The sequence below is a fragment of the Streptomyces sp. NPDC047886 genome, assembly GCF_043204435.1.
GTDB lineage: Bacteria > Actinomycetota > Actinomycetes > Streptomycetales > Streptomycetaceae > Streptomyces.
The window spans coordinates 256340-279588 of sequence record NZ_JBIDCF010000004.1 but is presented as its reverse complement, the minus strand read 5'-3'; the positions used below and the strand labels follow the sequence as shown (position 1 = coordinate 279588).

At 72.1% G+C, this 23249-nt stretch carries 18 protein-coding genes; 6 read left to right on the top strand and 12 right to left on the bottom strand.

Going from position 1 to position 23249, the window contains the following annotated elements; genetic code table 11:
* Positions 1 to 21: 21 nt before the first annotated feature.
* The 4 genes from ACGF5U_RS16205 to ACGF5U_RS16190 are packed head-to-tail and all read right to left on the bottom strand — an operon-like array spanning position 22 to position 4200.
* Positions 22 to 1359 carry a cytochrome P450 gene (locus ACGF5U_RS16205; RefSeq protein ID WP_392714670.1) on the bottom strand — a complete coding sequence of 446 codons (1338 nt, stop codon included), beginning with the start codon at positions 1357 to 1359 and terminating at the stop codon, positions 22 to 24.
* Positions 1356 to 2135 carry an alpha/beta fold hydrolase gene (locus ACGF5U_RS16200; RefSeq protein WP_392714669.1) on the bottom strand — a complete coding sequence of 260 codons (780 nt, stop codon included), beginning with the start codon at positions 2133 to 2135 and terminating at the stop codon, positions 1356 to 1358. Before ACGF5U_RS16200 ends, ACGF5U_RS16205 begins: the two co-directional genes overlap by 4 nt.
* 56 nt (positions 2136 to 2191) lie before the next feature.
* Positions 2192 to 3166, bottom strand: coding sequence for a class I SAM-dependent methyltransferase (locus ACGF5U_RS16195; protein WP_392714668.1), 975 nt, complete (start codon positions 3164 to 3166; stop codon positions 2192 to 2194).
* Positions 3163 to 4200 (bottom strand): saccharopine dehydrogenase, encoded by a 1038-nt coding sequence (locus ACGF5U_RS16190; protein WP_392714667.1) that lies wholly within the window; start codon positions 4198 to 4200, stop codon positions 3163 to 3165. Before ACGF5U_RS16190 ends, ACGF5U_RS16195 begins: the two co-directional genes overlap by 4 nt.
* Before the next feature lie 81 nt (positions 4201 to 4281).
* On the opposite strand from ACGF5U_RS16190, the gene ACGF5U_RS16185 reads away from it, so the two are divergent.
* Positions 4282 to 4908, top strand: a complete 627-nt coding sequence (locus ACGF5U_RS16185; protein WP_392714666.1) for a TetR/AcrR family transcriptional regulator — start codon at positions 4282 to 4284, stop codon at positions 4906 to 4908.
* Positions 4909 to 5012: 104 nt separating this feature from the next.
* Complete coding sequence (locus tag ACGF5U_RS16180; protein WP_392714722.1) at positions 5013 to 6290, top strand: hypothetical protein; 1278 nt, start codon at positions 5013 to 5015, stop codon at positions 6288 to 6290.
* A 54-nt stretch (positions 6291 to 6344) separates the two neighbouring features.
* Here the strand turns inward: ACGF5U_RS16180 and ACGF5U_RS16175 are convergent, their stop codons facing one another.
* From ACGF5U_RS16175 to ACGF5U_RS16165, 3 genes are all read right to left on the bottom strand, one after another.
* A complete protein-coding gene (locus tag ACGF5U_RS16175; RefSeq protein WP_392714665.1) occupies positions 6345 to 6482 on the bottom strand; it encodes a methionine/alanine import family NSS transporter small subunit in 138 nt (45 codons plus the stop codon).
* Positions 6482 to 8014: a sodium-dependent transporter gene (locus tag ACGF5U_RS16170; RefSeq protein ID WP_392714664.1), complete on the bottom strand. Its 1533-nt coding sequence runs from the start codon at positions 8012 to 8014 to the stop codon at positions 6482 to 6484. The genes ACGF5U_RS16175 and ACGF5U_RS16170 overlap by 1 nt, the downstream gene beginning before the upstream one ends.
* 310 nt (positions 8015 to 8324) lie before the next feature.
* Positions 8325 to 8924 (bottom strand): ATP-binding protein, encoded by a 600-nt coding sequence (locus ACGF5U_RS16165; protein ID WP_392714663.1) that lies wholly within the window; start codon positions 8922 to 8924, stop codon positions 8325 to 8327.
* 173 nt (positions 8925 to 9097) lie between these two features.
* Here ACGF5U_RS16165 and ACGF5U_RS16160 point away from each other — a divergent pair, with 173 nt between their 5' ends.
* A complete protein-coding gene (locus ACGF5U_RS16160) occupies positions 9098 to 9331 on the top strand; it encodes a DUF397 domain-containing protein (RefSeq protein ID WP_392714662.1) in 234 nt (77 codons plus the stop codon).
* An 87-nt stretch (positions 9332 to 9418) separates the two neighbouring features.
* Entirely contained in the window at positions 9419 to 10321 is a 903-nt protein-coding gene (locus ACGF5U_RS16155; protein ID WP_392714661.1) for a helix-turn-helix domain-containing protein, read from the top strand.
* 169 nt (positions 10322 to 10490) lie between these two features.
* Here the strand turns inward: ACGF5U_RS16155 and ACGF5U_RS16150 are convergent, their stop codons facing one another.
* Positions 10491 to 11303: an SAM-dependent methyltransferase gene (locus tag ACGF5U_RS16150; RefSeq protein ID WP_392714660.1), complete on the bottom strand. Its 813-nt coding sequence runs from the start codon at positions 11301 to 11303 to the stop codon at positions 10491 to 10493.
* A gap of 878 nt (positions 11304 to 12181) precedes the next feature.
* Here ACGF5U_RS16150 and ACGF5U_RS16145 point away from each other — a divergent pair.
* Positions 12182 to 13105: a S1 family peptidase gene (locus ACGF5U_RS16145; protein WP_392714659.1), complete on the top strand. Its 924-nt coding sequence runs from the start codon at positions 12182 to 12184 to the stop codon at positions 13103 to 13105.
* 84 nt (positions 13106 to 13189) lie between these two features.
* Here ACGF5U_RS16145 and ACGF5U_RS16140 read toward each other — a convergent pair whose 3' ends face one another.
* Together ACGF5U_RS16140 and ACGF5U_RS16135 are read right to left on the bottom strand one after the other, a co-directional pair.
* Positions 13190 to 15409, bottom strand: coding sequence for an NADP-dependent isocitrate dehydrogenase (locus tag ACGF5U_RS16140; protein WP_392714658.1), 2220 nt, complete (start codon positions 15407 to 15409; stop codon positions 13190 to 13192).
* A gap of 122 nt (positions 15410 to 15531) precedes the next feature.
* A complete protein-coding gene (locus tag ACGF5U_RS16135) occupies positions 15532 to 17691 on the bottom strand; it encodes a cellulase family glycosylhydrolase (RefSeq protein ID WP_392714657.1) in 2160 nt (719 codons plus the stop codon).
* A 326-nt stretch (positions 17692 to 18017) separates the two neighbouring features.
* Between ACGF5U_RS16135 and ACGF5U_RS16130 the strand changes: the two genes are divergently transcribed.
* On the top strand, positions 18018 to 20285 hold the full coding sequence (locus ACGF5U_RS16130) for an ATP-binding cassette domain-containing protein (RefSeq protein ID WP_392714656.1): 2268 nt from the start codon (positions 18018 to 18020) through the stop codon (positions 20283 to 20285).
* A gap of 94 nt (positions 20286 to 20379) precedes the next feature.
* Here the strand turns inward: ACGF5U_RS16130 and ACGF5U_RS16125 are convergent, their stop codons facing one another.
* Positions 20380 to 21645, bottom strand: coding sequence for an activator-dependent family glycosyltransferase (locus ACGF5U_RS16125; protein ID WP_392714655.1), 1266 nt, complete (start codon positions 21643 to 21645; stop codon positions 20380 to 20382).
* Between the two features lie 106 nt (positions 21646 to 21751).
* Positions 21752 to 23248, bottom strand: coding sequence for a P450-derived glycosyltransferase activator (locus ACGF5U_RS16120; protein WP_392714654.1), 1497 nt, complete (start codon positions 23246 to 23248; stop codon positions 21752 to 21754).
* Between the last annotated feature and the right edge of the window lies 1 nt (position 23249).

The window sequence follows — 23249 nt, the reverse complement described above, 5'->3', positions numbered from 1 at the left end:
GGGACGCGCGGACGCACGTCTTCACATCGGCTTGCCGGACACGTCCAGCGGCAGCGCCTTGAGCCCGTTGACGAAGTTCGACACGAGCCGCTTCGGCGGACCGGCCAGCCGCGGCGCCAACGGCAGGGCGCGCAGCACCTCCTCGTACAGCACGCGCAGTTGGAGCCTGGCGAAGTGCGCGCCGAGGCACACATGCGGTCCGTCGCCGAAGGAGACATGCGGGTTCGGTGACCGGTTCAGGTCCAGCCGGTGCGGCTCGGCGAACACCCGCTCGTCGTGGTTGGCCGACGCGTGGAAGACGACGACCTTGTCACCGGCCCTGACGCGGCGGCCCGCGAGGTCGTGGTCGCGGGTGGCGGTCCGCCGGAAGGTGAGCACCGGCGGGTGCCGGCGGAGCAGTTCGTCGACGGCGGTGGCCAGGCCCGCGCGCCCCGCGCGCAGCCGGTCGTACGCGTCCGGATGCGTGGCGAGGGCGAGCAGGCCGCCCGGGGCCGCGCTGCGGACGGTGTCGTTTCCGGCGACCGTCAGGAGGAAGAAGAACATGCCCAGTTCGGACGAGGTGAGGCCGCCGCGCGTCGTGGCCTCCGTGCCGTGCGCGAGGGTGGTCATGATGTCGTCGCCGGGGTGCGCCCGTTTGTGGACGGCGAGCCGCTCCGCGTACGCGAACATGTCGGCGAGCATGGCCGGGGAGCGGGGGTCGACCGGTCTGCCGTCCGGGCCGGTCACGGGCTGCCCCGCCTCGTCGGGGTCCTGGTAGCCGATGACGCGCCGCGTCCAGTGGAGCAGCAGCGCCCGGTCGGCGGCCGGAACGCCCAGCAGGTCGGCGAGGTTGAGCAGCGCGTACTCGTCGGTGACGGCGGTGACGATGTCGCAGACGCCGTCGTCGCGGGAGCGCGCGTCGGCGAGGGCGGCCGCCAGGAGGCCGCGGGCCCGCTCCCGCGCGACGGAGGTGAACCGCTCGACACGGCCCGGGGTGAACGCGCGGCTCACCAGACGGCGCAGCCGGCCGTGCCCGGTGGTGTCTCCCCCGCTCGCACGGGGCCGGGACCCCGGGGAGGGGTCCTGGTTGAGCATCATGCCGCGGATGAACGGCAGGTCGGCCGGGTCGGGGTCCCTGATCTGGGTGGCTCCGATGTGGGACGAGTACGTCGTGAAGTCCTTGAGCACCCGGACGACGTCCGCGTGTCGCGTGACCGCCCAGAACCCGGGCCCGGCAGGCCAGCCGAGCACCTCGGGCTCCTCCTGCCAGGCCACCGGGTGGTGGTCGCGCAGCACCCGGTAGCGGTCGTGCGGGAGACCGTGCGCGTACTGGCGGGGGTCGAAGACGTCGGGTACGGGCGGGGGCTCCGCGGTGCTCATGCGGCGGCGTCGGCGCGCAGGAAGTCCTCCACTGCCCGGATCAGGTCGAGGGGCGCCTCGTCCATGGCGTAGTGCCCCGCCGACGGCAGGTCCACCAGCTCGCCCCGCGCGTACCAGGTCATCCAGGTGGCCCGCATGAGGCCGGCGGAGAGCGCCGGGTCGAGGGCGCCGGTCACGGCGAGGGCCGGTACGTCCGAGCCCTCGACGTCGGCGTGGAAGTCCTCGCCCGCCCAGGAGTCGAGCCAGCTCCGGAACGCCTTGGGGTCGCTGCGTTCCAGTGAGCGCGCCACCATCCGGTCCAGCCAGGCGGCGGGGCGCCGGCCGCCGGTGGTGACGTCGATGACGGCACGGCGGTTCTCCGGCCGGTCGGCCGCGCCGGCGAACAGCCCCCACTGGTCCGGCGGCAGGGGCAGCCCGGACGCGGGTACGGGTGACACGCCGACGAGCCGGCGCACCCGCTGCGGGGCGACGGCGAGTACCCGCTGCGCGACGGCGCCGCCCATCGAGTGCCCGAGCACGGAGAAGCGCTGCCAGCCGAGCCGGTCGGCCAGGGCGACCACGTCGGCGGCGGCCTCGGCCGTGGTGTACACGCCGGACGCGTTCCGGGCCTCGCCGTAGCCGCGCAGGTCGACCAGGGCGTACTGGAAGGAGTCCCGGTCGAGGTCCGGGACCAGCGGGGCGTACGCGGACCGGTCGGCGAACCAGCCGTGTACCGCGACCACCTTGTGCGGGCCGTCGCCGTGCGTCTCGTACGGCAGGGAGAAGGACGTCGTCACAGCGGCTCCAGTCGTCCGTACGGCACCGGTGGGGTGCACCGGCGTCCACCGTGGCCTCAACTCCCCCGCCGGACACCGCCGCAAACGTCCGCCCGTGCGAGGGTGACCAGGTAGGGCGCGTCCATGACGAGGCGGCCGTCGCCCGACCTGCCGTGCGCGGCGAACAGCGCGGCGAGGTCCTCGCGGGCGGCCCCCCAGCGTCCGGCGGCCTCCAGGGCGGCGCGGTGCGCGCGCAGGGGGCCGGGCTTGTTCTCGAAGACCCGCACCGCGTGAGCGACGGACGGATACGCCACGCGGACGTGGGCGACATGGGTCCGCACGGTCACCGGAAGTGGCGCGAACCAGGCGTGTACGCGGTCCGGTTCGCCCCAGCGGGTCGGGGGCGGGCCGACCGGACGACGGTCGAGGTGCCGGGTGACGGTGGGGGCGATCCGGCCCATGACGCCGTCGGGCGTCCAGGAGGCCACGGCGACCAGGCCGCCGGGTCGGCAGACCCGGGCCAGTTCGGCGGCGGTACGGGGCGGGTCCGGCGCGAACATGACGCCGAACGTGGACAGCACGGCGTCGAACGAGCGGGCCGGGAACGGCAGGGCGAGCGCGTCGCCCACGACGAACCTCGCCGTCCCGTACGGGCGGCGCGCGGCCGCCCCGGCCCCGCCCCGCGCCCCGGCCCCGGTCAGGCCCGCGTCCCGCGCGCGTGCGGCGGCGACCCGGAGCAGCGCGGCCTCCCGGTCGAGGCCCACCGCGTGGGCGCCGGCCCGGGCGGCGGCGCGTGCGGCGGGGCCCGACCCGGTCCCCACGTCGAGCACGAGCGGGGCGGCGGCTCCGGGGCGGCGCCCGAGGAGGCCGAGGGCCAGGGCGGCGACGTCGTCGGCGGCGTGCGCCCAGGCGTCCCCGGCGGCCGTGTAGTCACCGCCCCGCCAGCCGCCGCCCCGGCCGTCGGTGTTCCGGCCGTCGGTGTCCCGCCGCCCGTCGCCGCCCGGCCCGTCGGTGTCCCGCCCGTCGCGGCCCAGGGGTGCGGTGCCGGTCACCGCCCCGCCGGCCCGTCGTGGAGCGGGTGGTGAAGGGTGACGCCGTGCGCGGCGAGCTCCTCGGGGAGCCCGGCGAGGGCCGGGAGCCGTTCGATGTGGTGCACGCCCGGTGGCGGCGTGCCGGTGAGCACGGCGCGGGTGACGTACGCCGCGACGAGCCCGGTCACCCTGCTCTGCGCCCGCCCGGTGAGCGCGAACGCCGCGTGCCGGTTGCCGTTCCAGGCGTCGGCCCGTACCGCGAACCCGTCACCGCCCGGGTGGAGCAGGCCGAAGGAGCGGGTGAGCGCCCGGCGGGGGCCGGGGTGCCTCGCGACCCGCAGCAGGCCGGCGCGGCGCAGCGCGAACAGCGCGGCCGTGGTGGGTCGGGAGTCCAGGCACAGTCGGGTCGTCACGTCCGGGACGCCGAGCGTGCCGCGCAGGGTGTGCTGGTCGGAGAAGGGGAACGGGTGGGCGGTCCGCGTCCCGTACCCCGGCAGGGCGAACCGCGCCGGGCGGCCGGTGACGGGTGCGGCGAGGCCCTCGACGGTCCAGCGGACCGCGTCGCCTCCGTGCCGTTCCCCGGAGCCGAGCAGCACGGTGAGGTCCAGGCGGCGGGCGCCGCCGACGGCGTCATGGGCGCGGCGGGCGAGCAGGTTGGTCAGGCCGGGGGCGACGCCGACGCTCAGCACGGCCGTCGCGCCGGACGCGGAGGCGACGGCGTCGAGGGCGGTCACGCCGTCGAGGAGGTGCCGGGTGGCGCCGATGTCGACCAGGTGGACGCCCCGTTCCAGGCAGGCGCGGGCGAACCCGCTGTCCGGCGGTTCCACGCACAGCACGACGGCGGTCACGTCACCGAGGTCGTCGGCGACCCGCCGGAAGCCGTCGATGTCGGTCACGTCCACCCGGACGCCGGCGCGCCGTCCCGCGGGCACCGCGCGGCCGGGGAACCAGCCGTCGAGCGTGGCGGTGACGGTGGTGCCGACGGCGCCCTGGCCGCCCACGACGAGGATCCGGCCGGGCAGCGGGTCCGCGCCCCCGAATTTCACTGTAGTCATACTCCAATGACTTACACTGTAGTCTCACTACAGTCAAAGTCGCCGGAGCGGCGAACGCCGCCAGAGAGCCAGGAGCCGACCGTGACCGCGCCCCTCACCCGTGCGGAGAAGACCCGCCGCACCCGGCGGCGGATGCTGGACGCCGCCGCCCTCCTCTTCACCGAGCGCGGCTGGTCCGGGACGACCGTGGACGACATCGCCCGGACGGCCGAAGTGGGCGTGCAGACCGTGTACTTCACGTTCGGGACCAAGCGCGCCCTGCTCAAGGAGCTGCTCGACACCGCGATCGCCGGCGACTCCGACCCGGTCGCCACCCTCGACCGCCCCTGGGCCCGCGAGGTGATCGACGCGACCGACCCCGCCGGTCAGCTCGCCCTCCAGGCCGCCGGCGCCCGCCGCGTCCTGGAGCGCGCCGCCCCGGTGCTGGAGGTCGTCAGGGGCGCCGCCGCGGCCGACCCGGAGCTGGCCGGACTGTGGCGGCTCAACCAGGAGCAGCGGCACACCGTCCAGCTCCGGTTCGCGCGGGCCCTGGTGACCAAGACCGGCGGCGGACTGCGCGACGGCCACGACGCCGGGTCGGCCGCCGACATCGCCCTGACCGTGCTGGGCCCGGAGACGTACGGCCTGCTCGTCACCGGTCGCGGCTGGTCCCCGGCGCGCTGGGAGCGGTGGGCCGCCGACTCGCTCGTACGCCAACTGCTGCCCTGAGACGCGAGGGTGGCGCACTGTCGCCACACCAGTCCGTGGCGCCGTTCGGGCGCGTAGGGTTCGGATGTCGTCAGACGTCTGTTCGGGGGAAAGCAACCATGACCATGCGCAGTCATGCCAGTCATGCCAGTCATGTCCATAGTCAGGTCCGCGAGCGGGTACGCCTCGCGGGGAGAGCTCTTGTCGCCACCACCGCCGCGCTGTTGTGCCTGGCCTCGACCGCGACCGCGACCGCGACCGCGACCGCGACCGCCGCGCCGCCGGGTGAGCCGCGCGCCGCCGCCGCGACCGCCGCGACCGCCGAGGTTCCGGCGGGCGTCACCGCCGGGGTGGCGGTGTTCGACCGGCAGACCGGCACGTTCACCGAGCAGCTCGACGCGAGCGCCCGGTTCCGGTCGGCGTCCATCGTGAAACTCCTGCTCACCCTGGACTTCCTGTGGAACCGGGGCCCGGAGTACACCATTCCGGCCGCCGACCGCGCCCGGCTCGAACCCATGCTCCGCAGCAGCGAGGACACCGCGGCGAACCACTACTGGTCGACGTACGGCGGTTCGGCGATCATCGACCGGATGGTCACCCGCCTCGGCCTGAACGACACCGCGCCGCCACCGGCCGGGTACGGCGGCTACTGGGGCTACACCGCCCTCTCGGCCCGCGACACGGTGACGATCTACCGGTACGTGCTCGACCGCGCGCCCGCGCCCGTGCGCGACTTCATCATGACCAACCTGCGCCGATCCACGCGCTGTGCCGCGGACAGCTTCGACCAGCACTTCGGCGTCGCCGGCGCCTTCGAACGGCCGTGGGCGGTCAAGCAGGGCTGGTCCGGCGACTATCCGAAGGGCACCTGCGGCCCGGACGGAGCGGCGGCCTCCGCCTCCACCGGCTCCCCCGCCGCGTCCCCCGCCGGGACGGGGACCGCGGTGGAGACACGGGCGTCTGCGGAGGACCCGGTGGATCTGAGGCGGCCCGCCCTGCACACCACCGGCACGGTCGGCGCCGACGACCGCGCCATCGTCGCCGTCCTGACGCTGCACCCGCTCGGCACGTCGTACGGCAGGGCCTACACCGACATCGGCAGGCTGACCCGCTCCCTGCGGGTGCCCGGCGCCGTCCGGCCCGCCGGAAAGTGGTACGGCACATGGGGTTCGGGCGTCAACGTCCGCGACGGCGCGACCACGGAGTCACGGATCAGGACCAGGCTGCCCGACGGCGTGGAGGTCCTGATCGGCTGCCAGAAGAAGGGGCAGGCCGTCTCCGTACCGCCTTACACCAACGAGTGGTGGGCGTATCTGCCGCAGTACGGCGGCTACATCACCAACATCTATGTCAGCTCGCCCGGCAACCGGCTGCCCGACGTACCGGACTGCCCCACCCCGTGACCGGTAGACCGGCCGGGTGCCCACCAGGGCGCTCGGCCGGTCGCCGGTCCGGCGTCACTCGGCCGGATGCACGCCGGGGGGCATCGGCTCGGGCTCGTCGGGGTGGCTGCGCAGCCGGAGGATGGCCGCGACCAGACCGCCCCACACGATGGCGATGGCGATGATCATCATGGTGATGGCGCCTGCGGACATCAGCGTTCGCTCCTGTCGGCCGGGGACTCCATGTCGAGGTCGATCTCCTCGCCGCCCGCCTTCCACGGCATCAGGCTGAGGAGGATGCCGATGACCAGCGCGCCGATGGCGACGCTCCAGCCGGTGGCCAGCAGGAAGCCGGTGGAGTAGCCCTCGTAGTTCTCGTCGAACTCCGCGAGGAGACTGTCCACCATCATCCAGCCCAGCACCAGCGGGGTGATCACCCCGAGGCAGATACGCCACCAGTGGCCGAGCCGGACGGCGGACGTCTCGTCGGCGTGCTGTTGCAGCGACGGCAGGGCCCGCAGCATCCAGGCGATCACGATCAGGGCGACGAGGGCGGCCAGGGCGATGCCGTACTGGTTGATGAAGTGGTCGGAGGCGTCCAGCAGATACAGGCCGTCGTCCGTCGGGAACAGCAGGATCGACACCAGCGCCACCAGGCCTCCGACGCCGAACACGGCCGTCATCCGGCGCATACCGGTGCGGTCCTGCACCGCCGACACGACGACCTGCACGATCGAGATCAGCGACGACAGACCGGCGATGACCAGCGAGAGGAAGAAGACGACGCCGAACAGTCCGCCCAGAGGCATCTCGGAGATGACCGTCGGGAACGCGACGAACGCCAGGCCGAGCCCGGAGCTGGCGACCTCGCTCACGGGCACACCGGCCTGACCGGCCATGAAACCGAGCGTGGCGAAGACGCCGATGCCCGCGAGGATCTCGAACGAGCTGTTGGCGAAGCCCGCGACCATCGCCGAACCGGTGAGGTCGGCGCGCCGCCGCAGGTAGGAGGCGTAGGTGACCATGATGCCGAAGCCGATGGAGAGCGAGAAGAAGATCTGCCCGTAGGCGGCCACCCACACGCTGCCGTTCGACAGCTCCGACCAGTCCGGCGAGAACAGGGCGTCGAGTCCGGCGCCGGCGCCCTCCAGGGTCAGCGACCGGATCACCAGGGCCGCGAAGAACAGCACCAGCAGCGGAATGAAGATCTTGTTCGCCCGTTCGATGCCCCGCCGGATGCCGAACGCCAGGATGACGAGGACGACGACCCACACGGCGATCAGCGGCCACAGCACCCCGGGGACGTACGACGAGATGGGGCCGGGCTTCTCCGCGACCTTGAGGAACGTCCCGAAGAGGAACTTCTCGGGGTCGTCGCCCCACTGCTGGCCGACGGAGAAGCCCACGTAACGGACCGCCCAGGCCAGGATGACCGCGTAGTAGGTGGCGATCACGAAGCTGACCACGACCTGCCACCAGCCCAGCGCCTCGGCGGGGCGGGCCATCTGGCGCAGCGCCGCCGGCGGGGAGAGCCGGTACTTGCGGCCGATCGTGTACTCCATGATCAGCAGCGGGATGCCGGCGGTGAGGAGGGCGACGAGGTACGGCAGGAGGAAGGCCCCTCCGCCGTTCTCGTACGCGACCGCCGGGAAGCGCCAGATGTTGCCGAGTCCGATGGCCGAACCGATCGCGGCCAGCAGGAATCCGGCGCGTGTGGCCCACTGCTCGCGGGGCTGCTTGGTCATGCCGTGCCCTTCGGGTCTCGTCGTCCGTGGGGTCCCATCGTGTACATGCCGCTGAACCGACCTGATGGCACGTTAGCGCGGGAACCCCGTCCCGGCACGGTGAGCGACGCCCCGCGGGCCGCTCCGGCCGGTCCTCACCCGTCCCCGTCGCCCACCGGCCTCCCGGGCGGCGCGGGTGTACGCGGTCCGGTCGGCGGGCGAGGGCGGCGGCTCCTCACCGGTGACACGGCGCCACTCCGGCGGGGTCACCAGATGGACGAACACCCGGCCGGCCGGTTCGCCGGCCGTCGTGGTTCCGGCGGGGGCGGTGTCAGCCGGGCAGGCGCATCGACGCCCACACGGTCTTGCCGCACGGCGGTGTCGGGGACCACGACCAGGTGTCGCTCAGCGACGTGACGAGCGCCAGGCCCCTGCCGCCGGGCGCCGACACGTCGACGGCGCGGGGGCGGGGCGGTTCGGGGCTCGGGTCGGCGACGGAGCAGACGAGGTGGCCGGGGTGGCGGAAGAGGCCGAGCCAGAGGGGGTAATCGGCCGAGTCGTCCGGCCGGTGCGGCTGCGTCAGTCCGTGCTTCACGGCGTTGGTGACCAGTTCGCTGACGATGAGCCCCATGTCGCCGGCGAGTGAGGGCAGGGCCCATCGGTCGAGGGTGAGGGAGACGAACCGCCGGGCCTGTGCCGCGTTCTGGAGCCGGCCGTCCAGTCCGCAGGCGGCGAACCCGCCCGGACTGAGCACATCGAGACCGAGGTCGTCGGGGCCGGGGTCGTCGGGGCCGCCGGCACCCGGCCCGTCGGGGTCGAAGGCGCTCGCCCGGAAGCCACCCCCCTGGGAGCCGCTCTCGCGGGGGTCGCCGGTGTCGGCACGCTGAACAGGTCCGCTCTGCCCGTCGTACGTACTGGATAACGCTGACATGGGGATCGTCACGGGTCATGTCTCCCTGCGCGCTTGGGCGTTCGGGTGCTGCGGCAGCCGGTGCGGCATGAGTATTGTCGAGCTCACCGGGCAAATGCAATTGCATCTGGGATTGCACCGACCGGTTCCAGAACGACTCACGACCGTGCGGACAGTCAGGGGATGACAGGGGAATGGAGATCTTCAACGGCATGCAGGCCGGGGCGCTGTCCCAGGTGGCGTGGCAGAAGAGCAGGCACAGCAACGCCACGGGGAACTGCGTGGAGTTGGCGGCGCTGCCGGACGGGCGCATCGCCATGCGCAACAGCCGTGATCCGGAAGGGCCGGTTCTCGTCTACACCCGGGCCGAGATCGCCTCGTTCGTGACGGGCGCCCGCGCCGGTGACTTCGACGCGTTGATCGGCTGAAAGGAACGTGCGGCAGGCCGTTGCCTCTGGCACCCAAGGTCGTGTGCTGGATAATGGTCTCCTCATCACCGCCGCCAGGAGCGCCCGATGGCTTCAGCCGAAGCGAGCCCGTCCCTGTTCGTCCGCCCGCTGGGAGCGGTCGAGAGCAACCCGACCGCTCTGAAGCTCATCCTGGGCGGCAAGCTGCGTGAACTGCGCGTCGCGGCCGGGCTCGACCCCGCCGACGTCGACGCGCGGCTCGGCTTCTCGCGCTCGAAGACCAGCCGTACCAAGCTGGGCAGGAACGGCTGCAAGCCGGCCGACGCGCTCGCGCTGCTGCGGCTGTACGGCGTGACCGCCGAGCAGCATGTCGCGGAGTTCCTGCGGCTGGTCGAGCAGTCCCGGCAGCCGGACTGGTGGCGGTCGTTCGGCGATGTCCTGTCCGACTTCTTCACGCCGCTGGTCGCGCTGGAGGGTGCCGCCGCGACCATCCGCACGTACGAACCGTTCTATGTGCCGGGGCTGTTGCAGACCCCGGCCTATACGCGCGCGATCGTCGAGTCGGGGCCGGGGCGACCGCTGCCGCACGATGTCGGGCGCCGGGTCGAACTGCGGCAGGAGCGGCAGCGCCAGCTCGACCAGCCGGACGCCCCGCGCCTGTGGGCGGTGATCGACGAGTCCGTGCTGCTGCGTACCGTCGGCAGCCGGCACGTGATGCGCGAGCAGCTGGAGCATCTGATCGCGATGGTGTCCCGGCCCCGGGTGACGCTGCAGATCGCGCCGCTGGACGTGACGGCGTCGGTCGGAGTCGGTACGGGTGTGACGTATCTCCGGTTCGCCCTGGGCGACTTGAAGGACGCCGTGTACATCGAGCACCTCACGGACAGCACGTTCAGCCAGAAGCCGCAGATCGTGGAGCAGTACCGGGACATGCTGGACCGGCTGGGCGCGTGCGCCCTCACACCGAAGCAGTCGCTGGCGGTGCTGCGGGAGCGGCTGGCCGCGTTCTGACCGGTCGCGGGGCGGAGAGCGGGCTTGCGGACCGCGACTCGTACGGTCGCGGCCCGTAGACGCGCCGCCATGACCGCGACCCGTATACGGTCGCGGCGCACCGGCGCCTCCCTGACCGCCCCGCCCTCACCGCCCCGCCCGCTCTCACGCCCCGGGCGGTGGGGGGTGGTCAGCCGACGCGGCCGACCCCGCCCCATTCGAGCCACTCGTCGGTCTGCTGCGTCGGCGCGAGGTCGTTGTCGGGCCGCCAGGTCGACACCTCCACGAGGCCGGGCGGGAGGATCTCCATCCCGTCGAGGTAGCCGGCCACCTCGTGCTCCTCGCGCACCCGGCCCCAGTGGCCGCCGGTGGCCTCCGCCATGAAGTCGGTGACGAACCGGCGGATCTCGGGCCGGTCGCTGACCAGTTGGCAGACCACGAGGAAGCTGCCCGGTGCCAGCCGCTCGGCGACGCGCCTGACCAGGCCGGCCGGATCGTCCTCGTCCGGGATGCAGTGCAGGACCGACACGAACAGCGCCGCAACGGGCCGGCTGAAGTCGATCAGCCGTCGCGTCTCCTCGTGGCCGAAGATGCCGTCGGTGTCCCGCATGTCGGCCTGGATGACGGCCGTACGGTCGTTCTCGTCCAGCAGGGCACGCCCGTGGGCGAGGACGATCGGGTCGTTGTCGACGTAGACGACGCGCGCGTCCGGATCGACGGCCTGGGCCACCTGGTGGACGTTGTCCTGGGTGGGCAGGCCGGAGCCGTGGTCGACGAACTGCCGGATGCCGTGCTCGGCGGCCAGCGTCCGCACCACGCGCCGCAGGAAGTGGCGGTTGTTGACGGCGAGGACCTTACTGCTGGGCACCTGCTTGAGGAGTTGCTCGCAGGCATCCCGGTCGGACTGGTAGTTGTCCTCACCGCCCAGCAGGTAGTCGTACATCCGTGCCACGCTCGGCACCCTGGTGTCGATGGCGTCGGGCCGCCACGACTCGCTTCGCATCCAGTCCACCCGTTCCCAGAAGTTCGGATTCCGTGAGGGCACATGCTAGGAACGGCGAGGGCCGTGGGACAGCCGATGCGTCAGTTGACCGTTCTGCGGGGCGAGTTCAGGCCATATGGCATGTGCCTCATCGAACGGGTACGGCGGGGCCACGCGGAGGACCGGAGCAGGGGCGGAATCCGGACACCGGAGCCCGACGGGCGAACGGGAGTGATCGGCACATATGGAAGTGACGCATGCGCCTGCGGACTCCCCTCCCGAGGCCCTACGGGCTGCTCTCCCGGCGACGGAATCACGCCGTACGGCCTGCCGCGCGGCCGACGTGGCGCACCCGGGACCGTGGACGGGATCGCGGACGCCGCGGCGGCTGCCCCTCCTCTCTTCCGGGCGACACGCGGAAGGGCGGGGACGGCGACCCCGGGGGCGGCGGCACGGAGATCCGTTCAATGCCGAACCACCCTGAACAGCCGGAACGGTAGGCGGCGTTCCGTTTCTCGCCGGCGCCCCTTGGGGCCCACGCGGCCCCGCCGACGAGCGTCCGGGGAACCGTGAGCCCGACCTGACGGTCAGTCAGCACATTCCCGCGCGCGCACCTCCCCCGCCGGGCGGGGCGCAGGGAACCGGCCGAAGTCGCGGGACGGGCCGACGGGAGCGACGACCCGTCGCGGCGACACCCCCGCCCCACCGGACTGGACGCGCGTAGAGCGGCCGAAAGGCGATCTTGTGGCGGGATCCACCGCAGCACAGGATTCTCACCATCGATTGACAGGCACATGACGACACGGCGATCCGGCCGTGGTCCTCACGTCATGGACTGCCTTCGGTGCTCTGTCGGGCCCGTCCACCCATCGGGCCCCGGATCCCCCACGGAGGATGTAGTGAACATCAAGCGCTTCACCCCCCTCAGCGGCGTCGGAAGAGCCGCGCGGCTGACCGCCGTCGCGGCCGCCCTGCTCACCGCCACGGCGCTCGCGGCTCCGAACGCGGTCGCCGGGACGGCCGAGGACTCCAAGGCCACCCGGGCCGAGCTCGCGCAGGCGAGCGACGCCGTGCTCGCGGCCGACGTCCCCGGAACCGCCTGGTACACGGACGCGGCCTCCGGCAAGCTCGTCGTCACCGCCGACTCCACCGTCACGGCGGCCGAACTGGCCCAGATCAAGAAGGCCGCAGGCGACCGCGCCGACGCCCTGGAGATCAAGCGCACCCCGGGCACCTTCAACAAGCTCATCGCGGGCGGCCAGGCCATCTACGCCGCCGGCGGCGGTCGCTGCTCGCTCGGCTTCAACGTCCGCAGCGGCAGCGGTGCGTACTACGCGCTGACGGCCGGCCACTGCACCAACATCGCCAGCACCTGGTACACCAACTCCGGCCAGAGCACCCTGCTCGGCAGCCGGGCGGGCTCCAGCTTCCCGGGCAACGACTACGGCATCATCCGCCACTCCAACGCCTCGGCGGCGGACGGCCGGGTCTACCTGTACAACGGCAGCTACCGTGACATCACGTCCGCCGGCAACGCCTACGTCGGCCAGTCCGTCCAGCGCAGCGGCTCCACGACCGGCCTGCGCAGCGGCACGGTCACCGGCCTGAACGCCACCGTCAACTACGGCGGCGGCGACGTCGTCTACGGCATGATCCAGACCAACGTCTGCGCCGAGCCCGGCGACAGCGGCGGCTCGCTGTTCTCCGGCACCACCGCCCTCGGCCTCACGTCCGGCGGCAGCGGCAACTGCTCCTCCGGCGGAACCACGTTCTTCCAGCCGGTCACCGAGGCGCTGAGCGCGTACGGCGTGAGCGTCTTCTGAGCCTGAGACGGAACCGCCCCGGCCGGGCAGGATGCCGGCCGGGGCGGAGCCGCGTTCACCGCGTCACGCGTCACGCGTCACGCGTCAGCCGAGCGTCGCGAGAGCCTGGTTGAAGGTCTGCGACGGGCGCATGACGGCCGCGGCCTTGGCCGGGTCGGGCTGGTAGTAGCCGCCGATGTCGGCCGGGGAGCCCTGCACCGCGATCAGCTCGTCCACGATGGTCCGCTCCTGCTCGGTCAGCGTCTTGGCGAGCGGGCCGAACGCCTCCGCGAGCCGGGCGTCGTCCGTCTGCTTCGCCAGCTCCTGGGCCCAGTACAGGGCCAGGTAGAAGTGGCTGCCACGGTTGTCGATGCCACCGACGCGACGGGTCGGCGACTTGTCCTCGTTGAGGAAGGTCGCCGTGGCGCGGTCCAGGGTGTCCGCGAGGACCTGGGCGCGGGCGTTGTCCGTGGTCTGCGCCAGGTGCTCGAAGCTGGCCGCCAGGGCGAAGAACTCGCCCAGGCTGTCCCAGCGCAGGTAGTTCTCCTTGACCAGCTGCTGGACGTGCTTCGGCGCGGAACCGCCGGCACCGGTCTCGAACAGACCGCCGCCGTTCATCAGCGGGACGACCGACAGCATCTTGGCGCTCGTGCCGAGCTCCAGGATCGGGAACAGGTCGGTCAGGTAGTCGCGCAGGACGTTGCCGGTGACGGAGATGGTGTTCTCGCCCCGGCGGATGCGCTCCAGGGAGAACCTGGTCGCCTCGACCGGCGACATGATCTCGATCGTCAGGCCCTCGGTGTCGTGCTCCGGCAGGTACGCCTTGACCTTCTCGATCAGGTTGGCGTCGTGGGCACGGTTCTCGTCCAGCCAGAACACGGCCGGGTCGCCGGTGGCGCGGGCGCGGGTGACGGCGAGCTTGACCCAGTCGCGGATCGGCGCGTCCTTCGCCTGGCACATGCGGAAGATGTCGCCGACGGAGACCTTCTGCTCCAGCACGACGCCGCCCGAGGCGTCCACGGCGCGGACGGTGCCCGCGACGGGGATCTCGAAGGTCTTGTCGTGGCTGCCGTACTCCTCGGCCTTCTGCGCCATCAGACCGACGTTCGGAACGGAGCCGATCGTGGCCGGGTCCAGCGCGCCGTTCGCGCGGCAGTCGTCGATGACGGCCTGGTACACGCCGGAGTAGCTGCTGTCCGGGAGGACGGCGAGCGTGTCGGCCTCCTGGCCGTCCGGGCCCCACATGTGGCCGGAGGTGCGGATCATCGCCGGCATGGACGCGTCGACGATGACATCGCTCGGGACGTGCAGGTTGGTGATGCCCCGGTCGGAGTCGACCATGGCGAGCGCCGGGCCTTCGGCCATCTCCGCGTCGAAGGACGCCTTGATCTCGTCGCCCTGCGGGAGCGCCTCCAGGCCCTTGAGGATGCCGCCGAGGCCGTCGTTCGGGCTCAGACCGGCGCCGGCGAGCACGTCACCGTAGGCGGCGAAGGTCTTGGGGAAGAAGGCGCGCACGACATGGCCGAAGATGATCGGGTCGGAGACCTTCATCATCGTGGCCTTGAGGTGCACCGAGAACAGGACGCCCTCGGCCTTGGAGCGGGCGACCTGCTCGGAGAGGAACGAGCGGAGCGCGGCGGCGCGCATGACCGACGCGTCGACCACCTCGCCCGCGAGGACCGGTACGGACTCGCGGAGCACCGTCGTGGTGCCGTCCTCGGCGACGAGCTCGATGCGCAGGGTGCCGTCCGCGTCGATGACCGTGGACTTCTCGGTGGAGCGGAAGTCGTCGGCGCCCATGGTGGCGACGTTGGTCTTGGAGTCGGCGGTCCAGGCGCCCATGCGGTGCGGGTGCGTCTTGGCGTAGTTCTTCACCGAGGCGGGGGCCCGGCGGTCGGAGTTGCCCTCGCGCAGGACCGGGTTGACGGCGCTGCCCTTGACCTTGTCGTAGCGGGCGCGGATGTCGCGCTCCTCGTCGGTCTTCGGGTCGTCCGGGTAGTCCGGCAGCGTGTAACCCTGCTGCTGGAGCTCGGCGACGGCCGCCTTGAGCTGCGGGATCGACGCCGAGATGTTCGGCAGCTTGATGATGTTGGCCTCGGGCGTCTTGGCGAGCTCGCCGAGCTCGGCGAGGGCGTCCTCGACGCGCCGGCCCTCTTCCAGGTACTCCGGGAAGCCGGCGATGATCCGCCCCGCCAGGGAGATGTCGCGGGTCTCGACGCTGACGCCGGCCGTCGAGGCGTACGCCTGGACCACGGGCAGGAACGAGTACGTCGCCAGGGCCGGGGCCTCGTCAGTGTGTGTGTAGATGATGGTCGAGTCAGTCACCGGGTGCTCCGCTCCACGTCTGTAACATTGCTCGACATCAAGATATCTCGTGATCGAGCCGGTCTCGACAAGGCCCCCGCACGCGTGTGCGCGCGGGGGCGGTGAGAGGACGCCGTCGCTGCTCAGGCGGGGGGCGTTCCCCACGCCAGGGTTGTGCCGGTGTACGCGGGTACGACCGGGGCGTCACCGTACGTGGTGGATGCCGACCGGCTGTAGTCGTTCGACTCGTCGAAGGCCGACCAGTCGGTCTTGCTCATCCTGAGCTGCAGGTCACCGGTGTCCTGGCCGGGCGCCAGGGTGCCGCCGGTGAAGGCGACCTCCAGATAGGCGTCGGCGCCCGTGACCGGGGAGGCCAGTGCCACGACCCGCAGCCTTACCCGCTCGCAGCCCACCGCCGCGTGGTCGCACCAGGCGGCGACGGTGGGCGCTCCACCGTCGCGGGTGAAGTAGTAGCGCGCCGTGACGGTGCCGAGGTCGAGGGCGGACGTGCCCGTGTTCACGACCCGAAGCCCGGGGCGGATGGCGTTGTCGGTCGCGGAGCCGTCGTTGTCGCGGTAGCGGACCTTCACCGCTCCCGTCGGCCCGCCGCCACCGCCGTCGGCCGCCGTGGTGACCGACAGGGCGGCCGACGCTGCGGACACGTTGCCGGCCGCGTCGCGCGCCCGGACCGTGTAGCGGTACGCGGTCGACGGCGTGAGACCCGTGTCGGCGTAGGACGTGCCGGCGACCGGCGCCGCGTTCACCCTCGTCCCGTCCCGGTAAACGTCGTAGCCGGTGACGGCCACGTCGTCGGTCGACGCGGTCCAGGTCAGCGTGGTGGAGGTGGCGGTCGTGGCCCCGGCGGTGAGACCGGTGGGGGCGCTCGGCGGAGTCGTGTCGGACGGGTCGCCGCCCCCGTTCCCGTACACGTCGCGGAGGCTGACGCCCGTGCCGCCGCCCGTGCCGCCGAGCGGCACCTCGTGGTCGAGGCTGACGAACTTGCCGCCGTGCTGCCACAGGGCGGGCTTCAGCAGCGCGTACTTCGCCTCGTCCCAGGTCTTCCAGTCGTTCAGGAGGAGACCGCCGGTGTCACCGGAGTTCGGGTTGAGGCACCAGAAGGTCTGGTGGATGCGGTGCTCCACGATGAGGTCGCGCAGGGCCTTCATCCACTTCTCGTTGGGGCCGCCGTCGAGGAAGCCGCCCCATTCGCCGATGAGGAGCGGCGCCTTGTTCTCCTTGTGGAGGTAGAGCCAGTTCGGGTCCCACACGTCGCGTTCGAGGGTGGTGCGGTTCCAGTCGCCGGTGAACCAGGGCTGGGCGAAGACGAGCGGCCCGTAGTCGTGCGGGGAGTACACGAGCCGGTCGTTGCCGGCGCCGAGGTCGACGGGGTGGGCGCGGACACCGCGCAGGTTTCCGCCCCACCAGGTCGAGTGGTAGTCGGTCGGGGCGGTGGACGTCCAGCTCGCTCCGGCCTTCGGGTACACCTCGATGCCCTCGCAGAGCACGAGAAGGTTCGGGTTGACGGCGAGGACGCGCTTGCCGGCCGTCTCGCAGGCGTACTTGAAGTTGTCCTGGTCCGTCGAACCGTCCCACTTGGCGCGTGGACTGGCGCTCGCGGTGCCGTGGGGCTCGTTCTTGATGTCCATGGCGACGATCGTGTCGTCGGCCCGGTAACGGGCCGTCACCCATTCCCAGGCCGTGTAGAAGAGCTCCGGGGTGATCGTTCCCTTCCACCACACCGGGTGGACGTGGCCGGAGTTGTCGGCCTCCGCGCTGTGCACGTCCAGCATCACCTTGATGCCGTACCGCTCGCACAGGTCCAGCCAGTGGTCGAAGACCTCCAGCGAGGTCTTTCCGGCGATCTCGGGGTTGGCGTAGGCGTTGACGGCGCTCGGGACGGTGGCCTGACCGTTCCTCCACTCCAGCAGGAGCTGGGTGGAGACGGGCACGCGGACGATGTTGATGCCGCGCTGGGCCATGGAACGGGTGATCTCGGTGATGTTGCCGGACCACAGGCCGTGGAAGACCCGTTCGGTGGCGTTGAAGCCGAACCAGTTGGTCCCGGTGAGCCACACCTCGTTGCCGGCGGCGTCGACGATCCGGTTCCCCCGGGTACGCAGCCAGTCGTCGCCGGGCGCCGCGGCCCCGGTGGCGGCGGTGGCCGGCTCGGGGGCGGGAGCCGCCGCCGCGCCGGTCGCGGGCCCGGCGGCCCACAGGAGGCCGGCCGCCATCACCCCGGCGACGAGCGCCCGTAAGGGTCCGTGCCTGCCGTGCGGGCGGTGCCGTGTACGTGTCTGTCCCACTGTGTGCCCCTCGGGTCGGTGTCGGGTGCCGTGCTCGTACAGGGGGTGCTGCGTACGGGTTCGGGAGGTGCGGGTTCTGCAAGTACGGGGTTCGGGAAGTGCGGGGTTCGGGAAGTGCGGGGACGCGAGGATGGGAGCGCTCCCACCGTGCTGTTCATGAAGCCAGGCGCCACAGGAGCTGTCAACCGTCCCGGCACGGGCGGTGAAGGTCGTCGTGAATGAACGGCGCTCCACGGGCAATCGCGGCCAGAAGATGGCCGCGATCGTCGCTAGCGTGAAAACGGCGGCTCAGGCCCCAGCTCGCCCCCTCAACCCGAGGAAGCCTCATGCAGCAGAAGAACATCCAGATCATCGGCGCACGCGAGAACAATCTCAAGGACGTCTCGGTCGAGATTCCCAAGCACCAGGTCACCGTGTTCACCGGGGTGTCGGGATCGGGGAAGTCGTCGCTGGTCTTCGACACCGTCGCGGCGGAGTCCCAACGGCAGCTGAACGAGACGTTCACCGCCTTCGTGCGCAACCGCCTGCCCAAGTACGGACAGCCCGACGCGGATGTGATCGCCAATCTGTCAACCGCCGTGATCATCGACCAGAAGCGGATCGGCGGGAACTCCCGCTCCACGGTCGGCACCATCACCGACATCTACGCGCTGCTCAGGCTGTTGTACTCGCGCGTCGGCGACCCGTGGATCGGCTACTCCAACGCCTTCTCCTTCAACGACCCGGCCGGTATGTGCCAGGACTGCGAAGGGCTCGGGCGCAGGATGCAACTCGATCTGGACAAGCTGCTCGACAGGTCCAGGTCGCTCAACCAGGGGGCCATCCGGCACCCGGCGTTCGCCGTCGGAGGCTGGTTCTGGAAGCTGTACGCGAATTCGGGGCTCTTCGACAACGACAAGAAGCTGGCGGACTACACGGAGAGCGAATGGCAGGCGCTGCTGCACGGCGCCAAGGGGTCCATTCCGCTGGAGTGGCAGGGCGGGCAGATCAGCTCCAAGTACGAGGGGCTGATCGAGAAGTTCAACCGGGTGTACCTGCGCAAGGAGCCCGACGAGATGAGCGCCAAGAACCGCAGGGCGCTCGAACAGGTCGTGTCCGTCTCGACCTGCCGCACCTGCGACGGGCAGCGGCTGAGCCGCCAGGCGCTCGACTGCGTCATCAACGGCCGTAACATCGCGGAGCTCGCGTCCCTGGAGATCGGCGACCTCATGGAGGCGGTCAGGAAGGTCGACAACCCCACCGTGTCCACGCTCGTCGCGAACCTGATCGAGCGGCTGGACCACCTCATCGAGCTGGGCCTCGACTATCTCAGCCTGAACCGCGAGACCTCCACCCTCTCCGGCGGCGAATCGCAGCGGATCAAGATGGTCCGGCATCTCAACAGCTCGCTCGTGGATGTGGTGTACATCTTCGACGAGCCGACGATCGGGCTCCACCCCAGCGACGTACGACGGCTCAGCGGCCTTCTGGTGGAGCTCGCCGAGAAGGGCAACACGGTCCTGGTGGTCGAGCACGACCGCGATGTCATCGAGATGGCCGACCATGTGATCGACCTCGGCCCCCGCGCCGGCAAAGAGGGCGGCGAGATCGTCTACCAGGGCGGCGTGGCGGGGCTGTGCGCGGCGGACACGCTCACCGGCCGGTTCATGCGGCGGGAGCTGCCCGTGAAACCGGCGTTCCGGCGACCGGCCGGATCCATGCGGGTCGTCCACGCCTCGGCGCACAACCTCAAGGACGTCACCGTCGAGATCCCGACCGGGGTGCTGACCGTGGTCACCGGACCCGCCGGGTCCGGCAAGAGCACGCTCATCCACGACGTGTTCCTGCGCCAGCACCCGTCGGCGGTGGTCATCGACCAGTCCGCGGTGAGCACCAACCGCCGTTCCAACCCCGCCACGTACACCGGGATCATGGACGAGATCCGGCGGCTGTTCGCCCGGGAGAACCGGGTCAGCGCGTCGTTGTTCAGCTTCAACTCGGACGGGGCCTGCCCCAACTGCCAGGGGCTCGGCATCATCTACACCGACCTCGCGTTCATGGACCCGATGATCACGACCTGCGAGGTGTGCGCGGGACGCCGGTTCACCGACGACGTGCTGCGCTGCACCCTGCGCGGCCGGAACATCAACGACGTCCTGGGGATGAGCACGGCCGAGGCGGCCGAGTTCTTCACCGAACCGAGGATCGCGGGCACCCTCCGCTCCATCAACGAGGTGGGGCTCGGATACCTCCAGCTGGGCCAGCCGCTGAACACCCTGTCCGGCGGCGAGTGCCAGCGCATCAAGCTCGCCACCGAGCTGGGCAAGAAGGGCAGCGTCTACGTGATGGACGAGCCCACCACCGGACTGCACATGTCGGACATCGACAGTCTGCTCCATGTCATCGACAACCTGGTCGACCGGGGCAACTCCGTCATCGTGATCGAGCACAACCTCGACGTCGTGAAGAACGCCGACTGGGTCATCGACCTCGGGCCCGGCGGGGGCAGCTCCGGCGGCCGGGTCGTCTTCGAGGGCACGCCCGCCGACCTGGTCAAGGCGGAGACCTCGCTGACCGGGGTGTTCCTCGCCCAGTCGCTGCCGAAGGGCTCCTGAGACCGACCCCGGGTCGCGTCTCGGGCAGGGGCGCCGTCGGGCGGCGGGGAGGGGCGCCGCCCGGCGGTGGCAGGGCCTCGCGCGGCCGCCGGTGTCAGCGCCCGGCGGCCGCCAGGTCCTCCAGGACCGGGACGACCGCGTTCGGGGCCGGGGCGTCCAGCATCTCCTCGCGGATGCGCGCGGCGCCCCGCGCGAACGACGCGTCGCTCAGCAACTGCCCGAGCCGGTCCCGGACGTAAGCGGCTCCGCCGTCGGTCCCCGGTGGTACGAACAGTCCGGCGCCGAGCTTCTCCAGGCGGCCCGCGCGGAACACGTCGTCCCACTGCCAGGCCAGCGCGAGCTGCGGCACCCCGCTCAGCGCCGCCGTCGCCCAGGTCCCGGCGCCGCCGTGGTGCACGACCGCCGCACAGCTCGGCAGGATCACATGGAGCGGCACGCTGTCGACGACCCGGACGTTGCCCGGCAACGGCGGCAGTCCGGCGCGCTCGTCGGCCTTCACCGTGGCGACGACCTCGACGTCGAGCTCGGCGATCAGCTCCAGCAGCTCGCCCGCGCGCGGCAGTCCGCTGAACCCGGTGGTGCGCTCCGTGATGCCCTGGGTGAGACAGACGCGGGGCCGGTCCGGGTCCCGGCGCAGCCACGGCGGCACCACCGCGGGGACGGGGCCGTTGTACGGGACGAAGCGCATCGGCACGGACGGGCCGCTCGTCGCGAGGCGCACGCTCGGCGGCATCTGGTCGATCGTCCACTGACCGCTGATCACCTCGGGTGCGAACGCGGCGCCGAAGCGGGACAGGGTCCACCCCAGCCACTCCCGCAGCGCGTCGTCGCGGTGTTCGGCGGGCTCGTCGGCGAGGACCTGACGGAACCTCTCGTACACCCGGAGGAACAGGTCGGGCCCCCACAGCAGCCGGGCGTGCGCGGCACCCGTGACATGGGCGGCGATACCGCCGGCGAAGGTGAACGGCTCCCAGATCACGAGGTCGGGCCGCCACCACCGGGCGAAGTCGACCAGGTCGTCCACCATGGAGTCGTTGTTGATCTGGGAGTAGAACGCGGCGGTGAGCATGGTGGTCGACGCTTCGAGGAACGTCCGGTCGAGGAGTTCGGGGCGGTTCTCCAGATAGTCCGGGTCGCGGTGGAGGGCGAACACGCCCGGGGCCATCACGCCCATCACCGCCTGGACCTGGTGGTCCGTGCCCACCGGGACCGAGGTCAGTCCGGCGCGGGTGACGCTGTCGGTGAGCGCGGGCTGGCTCGCCACGCGCACCTCGTGACCGGCGGTGCGCAGCGCCCAGGCGAGCGGCACCACACCGTTGAAGTGCGCGTCCATCGCGAACGCCGTCAGCAGCACCCGCATGCTTCGCTACCTCTCCTCGTGGGTTGGTCCTCGCCGTACGCGCGGGAGCACGCCGCGTACGCGGGGCACGCGGCGCACACGCCGGGCGGGGCGAGGGGCGATCCGGTCAGACCGTCGTGAGCGGAAACGACAGCGGTGCTCCCACGACCGCCGACCGCGCGCGGCGCAGCACCTCGCCGTGGGGCCGGAGGCCGGGGGCGCGGACGGCGAGCGCCCGCAGGGCGGCCGTCGTCAGGAGCCGTACGAGCGGTGCCACGACCTCCTCGGGGCCGCCGGTCAGGGTCAGATGGCCGAACCCGGTGTGCCGGGGCCTGCCGATGTCGAAACGGTCGGGGTCGTCGTGGCGGGCCGGGTCGCGGTTGGCGGCGTCGACGAGGACGACGACGTGCTCGTCCGCGTCGAGCTTCTGCCCGTCCAACTCCACGGGCTCCCGGGTGGTACGGCTCCGCAGCGCGACGGGCGGTGCCCAGCGCAGCGTCTCCTCGACGGCGTCGGACGCCCGGTCGGGCTCGGCGCACAGCAGGGCCCACTGCTCCGGGTGGGCGAGGAGTGCCGCGACCGCGTTCACCAGGGTGGTGACGGCCAGTTCGGCGCCGACGACGGTGGCGAGCACACCGGCCGTGACGGTCTCCTCCTCGCGGGCCGCGCCACCGTCCGCGCCCGGGGCGGTCGCGAGCAGCGCGCTCAACGCGTCGCCGGCCGGTTCGTCGCCGCGTGCGGTGACGGTGGCCGCCACCAGCGCCCGTACGCGGGTGATCGCGGGGTTCATGGCGCGGGCGACGGGCAGCGTCGGCGGGCACAGCGGGGAGTCCAGGGCGGGGCCGAACTCCGGCAGCAGCCGGAGCAGTTCGGCGCGCGCCGCATCGGGCAGGCCGAGTACGGCGGTCAGCGCGCCGATGACGGCCGGGTGGGCGACGTCGGTCACCAGGTCGAACCCGGCACCGGGGCGGTGCGGCGCGTCCACCGCGCCCGGGGCGCTCAGGGCGCTCAGGGCGGTGTCCAGCGTCGCGGCGACGGCCCGCTCCACGTCGGACGCCCAGGCCGGGCACGACGCCGGCCCCAGCACGGAACGTACGCGGGCGGCGAGCCGGTCGTGGCGGGCGGCGGCCGGGGTGAGCAGCGCGCCGTCGAGGGGGGTGACATGGCAGGTGTGCCAGGTCTCCCAGACGTTCTCCCGGACGTGGTCCGGGGCGTCGCCGGTGCCGGGGTGGCGGGTGCCGAGCCGGGGGTCGGCGAGGAGCAGGGCGGCGAGCTCCGCGTGTCCGGTCACCCAGGTCTGGAGGCTGCTGCGGTAGAGGGGCGCGGCCTGCCTGATCCGCTCCCCCAGGGCGACGTTCTCGCCGTCGGCGCAGAGCCGGCGCGCGTACGGGTCGCCGAGGGCGCCGAACACGAAGTGGAAGCCCCGGACGGTGAGCAGATGACGCCCGAGGACGCTGTCGCTCACCGGTGTCGGGCCGTCGGGCGCGGTGGTGGTGGCGGTCTCGGTGGTGGTGGCGGTCGTGGTGGCGGGCTCGGTCGTGGTGGCGGTCTCGGTGGTGGTGGCGGTCGTGGTGGCGGGCTCGGACGTGGTGGTGGTGTTCGTGTCACTGCCGGTCGTCGGCATG

Excerpts from the sequence above, each read along its gene's own strand:
- ACGF5U_RS16150 (WP_392714660.1), bottom strand. The coding sequence starts at position 11,303 with ATGCGAAGCGAGTCGTGGCGGCCCGACGCCATCGACACCAGGGTGCCG.
- ACGF5U_RS16205 (WP_392714670.1), bottom strand. The coding sequence starts at position 1,359 with ATGAGCACCGCGGAGCCCCCGCCCGTACCCGACGTCTTCGACCCCCGC.
- ACGF5U_RS16120 (WP_392714654.1), bottom strand. The coding sequence starts at position 23,248 with ATGCCGACGACCGGCAGTGACACGAACACCACCACCACGTCCGAGCCC.
- ACGF5U_RS16155 (WP_392714661.1), top strand. The coding sequence starts at position 9,419 with ATGGCTTCAGCCGAAGCGAGCCCGTCCCTGTTCGTCCGCCCGCTGGGA.
- ACGF5U_RS16165 (WP_392714663.1), bottom strand. The coding sequence starts at position 8,924 with ATGTCAGCGTTATCCAGTACGTACGACGGGCAGAGCGGACCTGTTCAG.
- ACGF5U_RS16125 (WP_392714655.1), bottom strand. The coding sequence starts at position 21,645 with ATGCGGGTGCTGCTGACGGCGTTCGCGATGGACGCGCACTTCAACGGT.
- ACGF5U_RS16130 (WP_392714656.1), top strand. The coding sequence starts at position 18,018 with ATGCAGCAGAAGAACATCCAGATCATCGGCGCACGCGAGAACAATCTC.
- ACGF5U_RS16160 (WP_392714662.1), top strand. The coding sequence starts at position 9,098 with ATGGAGATCTTCAACGGCATGCAGGCCGGGGCGCTGTCCCAGGTGGCG.
- ACGF5U_RS16180 (WP_392714722.1), top strand. The coding sequence starts at position 5,013 with ATGCGCAGTCATGCCAGTCATGCCAGTCATGTCCATAGTCAGGTCCGC.
- ACGF5U_RS16190 (WP_392714667.1), bottom strand. The coding sequence starts at position 4,200 with ATGACTACAGTGAAATTCGGGGGCGCGGACCCGCTGCCCGGCCGGATC.
- ACGF5U_RS16170 (WP_392714664.1), bottom strand. The coding sequence starts at position 8,014 with ATGACCAAGCAGCCCCGCGAGCAGTGGGCCACACGCGCCGGATTCCTG.
- ACGF5U_RS16175 (WP_392714665.1), bottom strand. The coding sequence starts at position 6,482 with ATGTCCGCAGGCGCCATCACCATGATGATCATCGCCATCGCCATCGTG.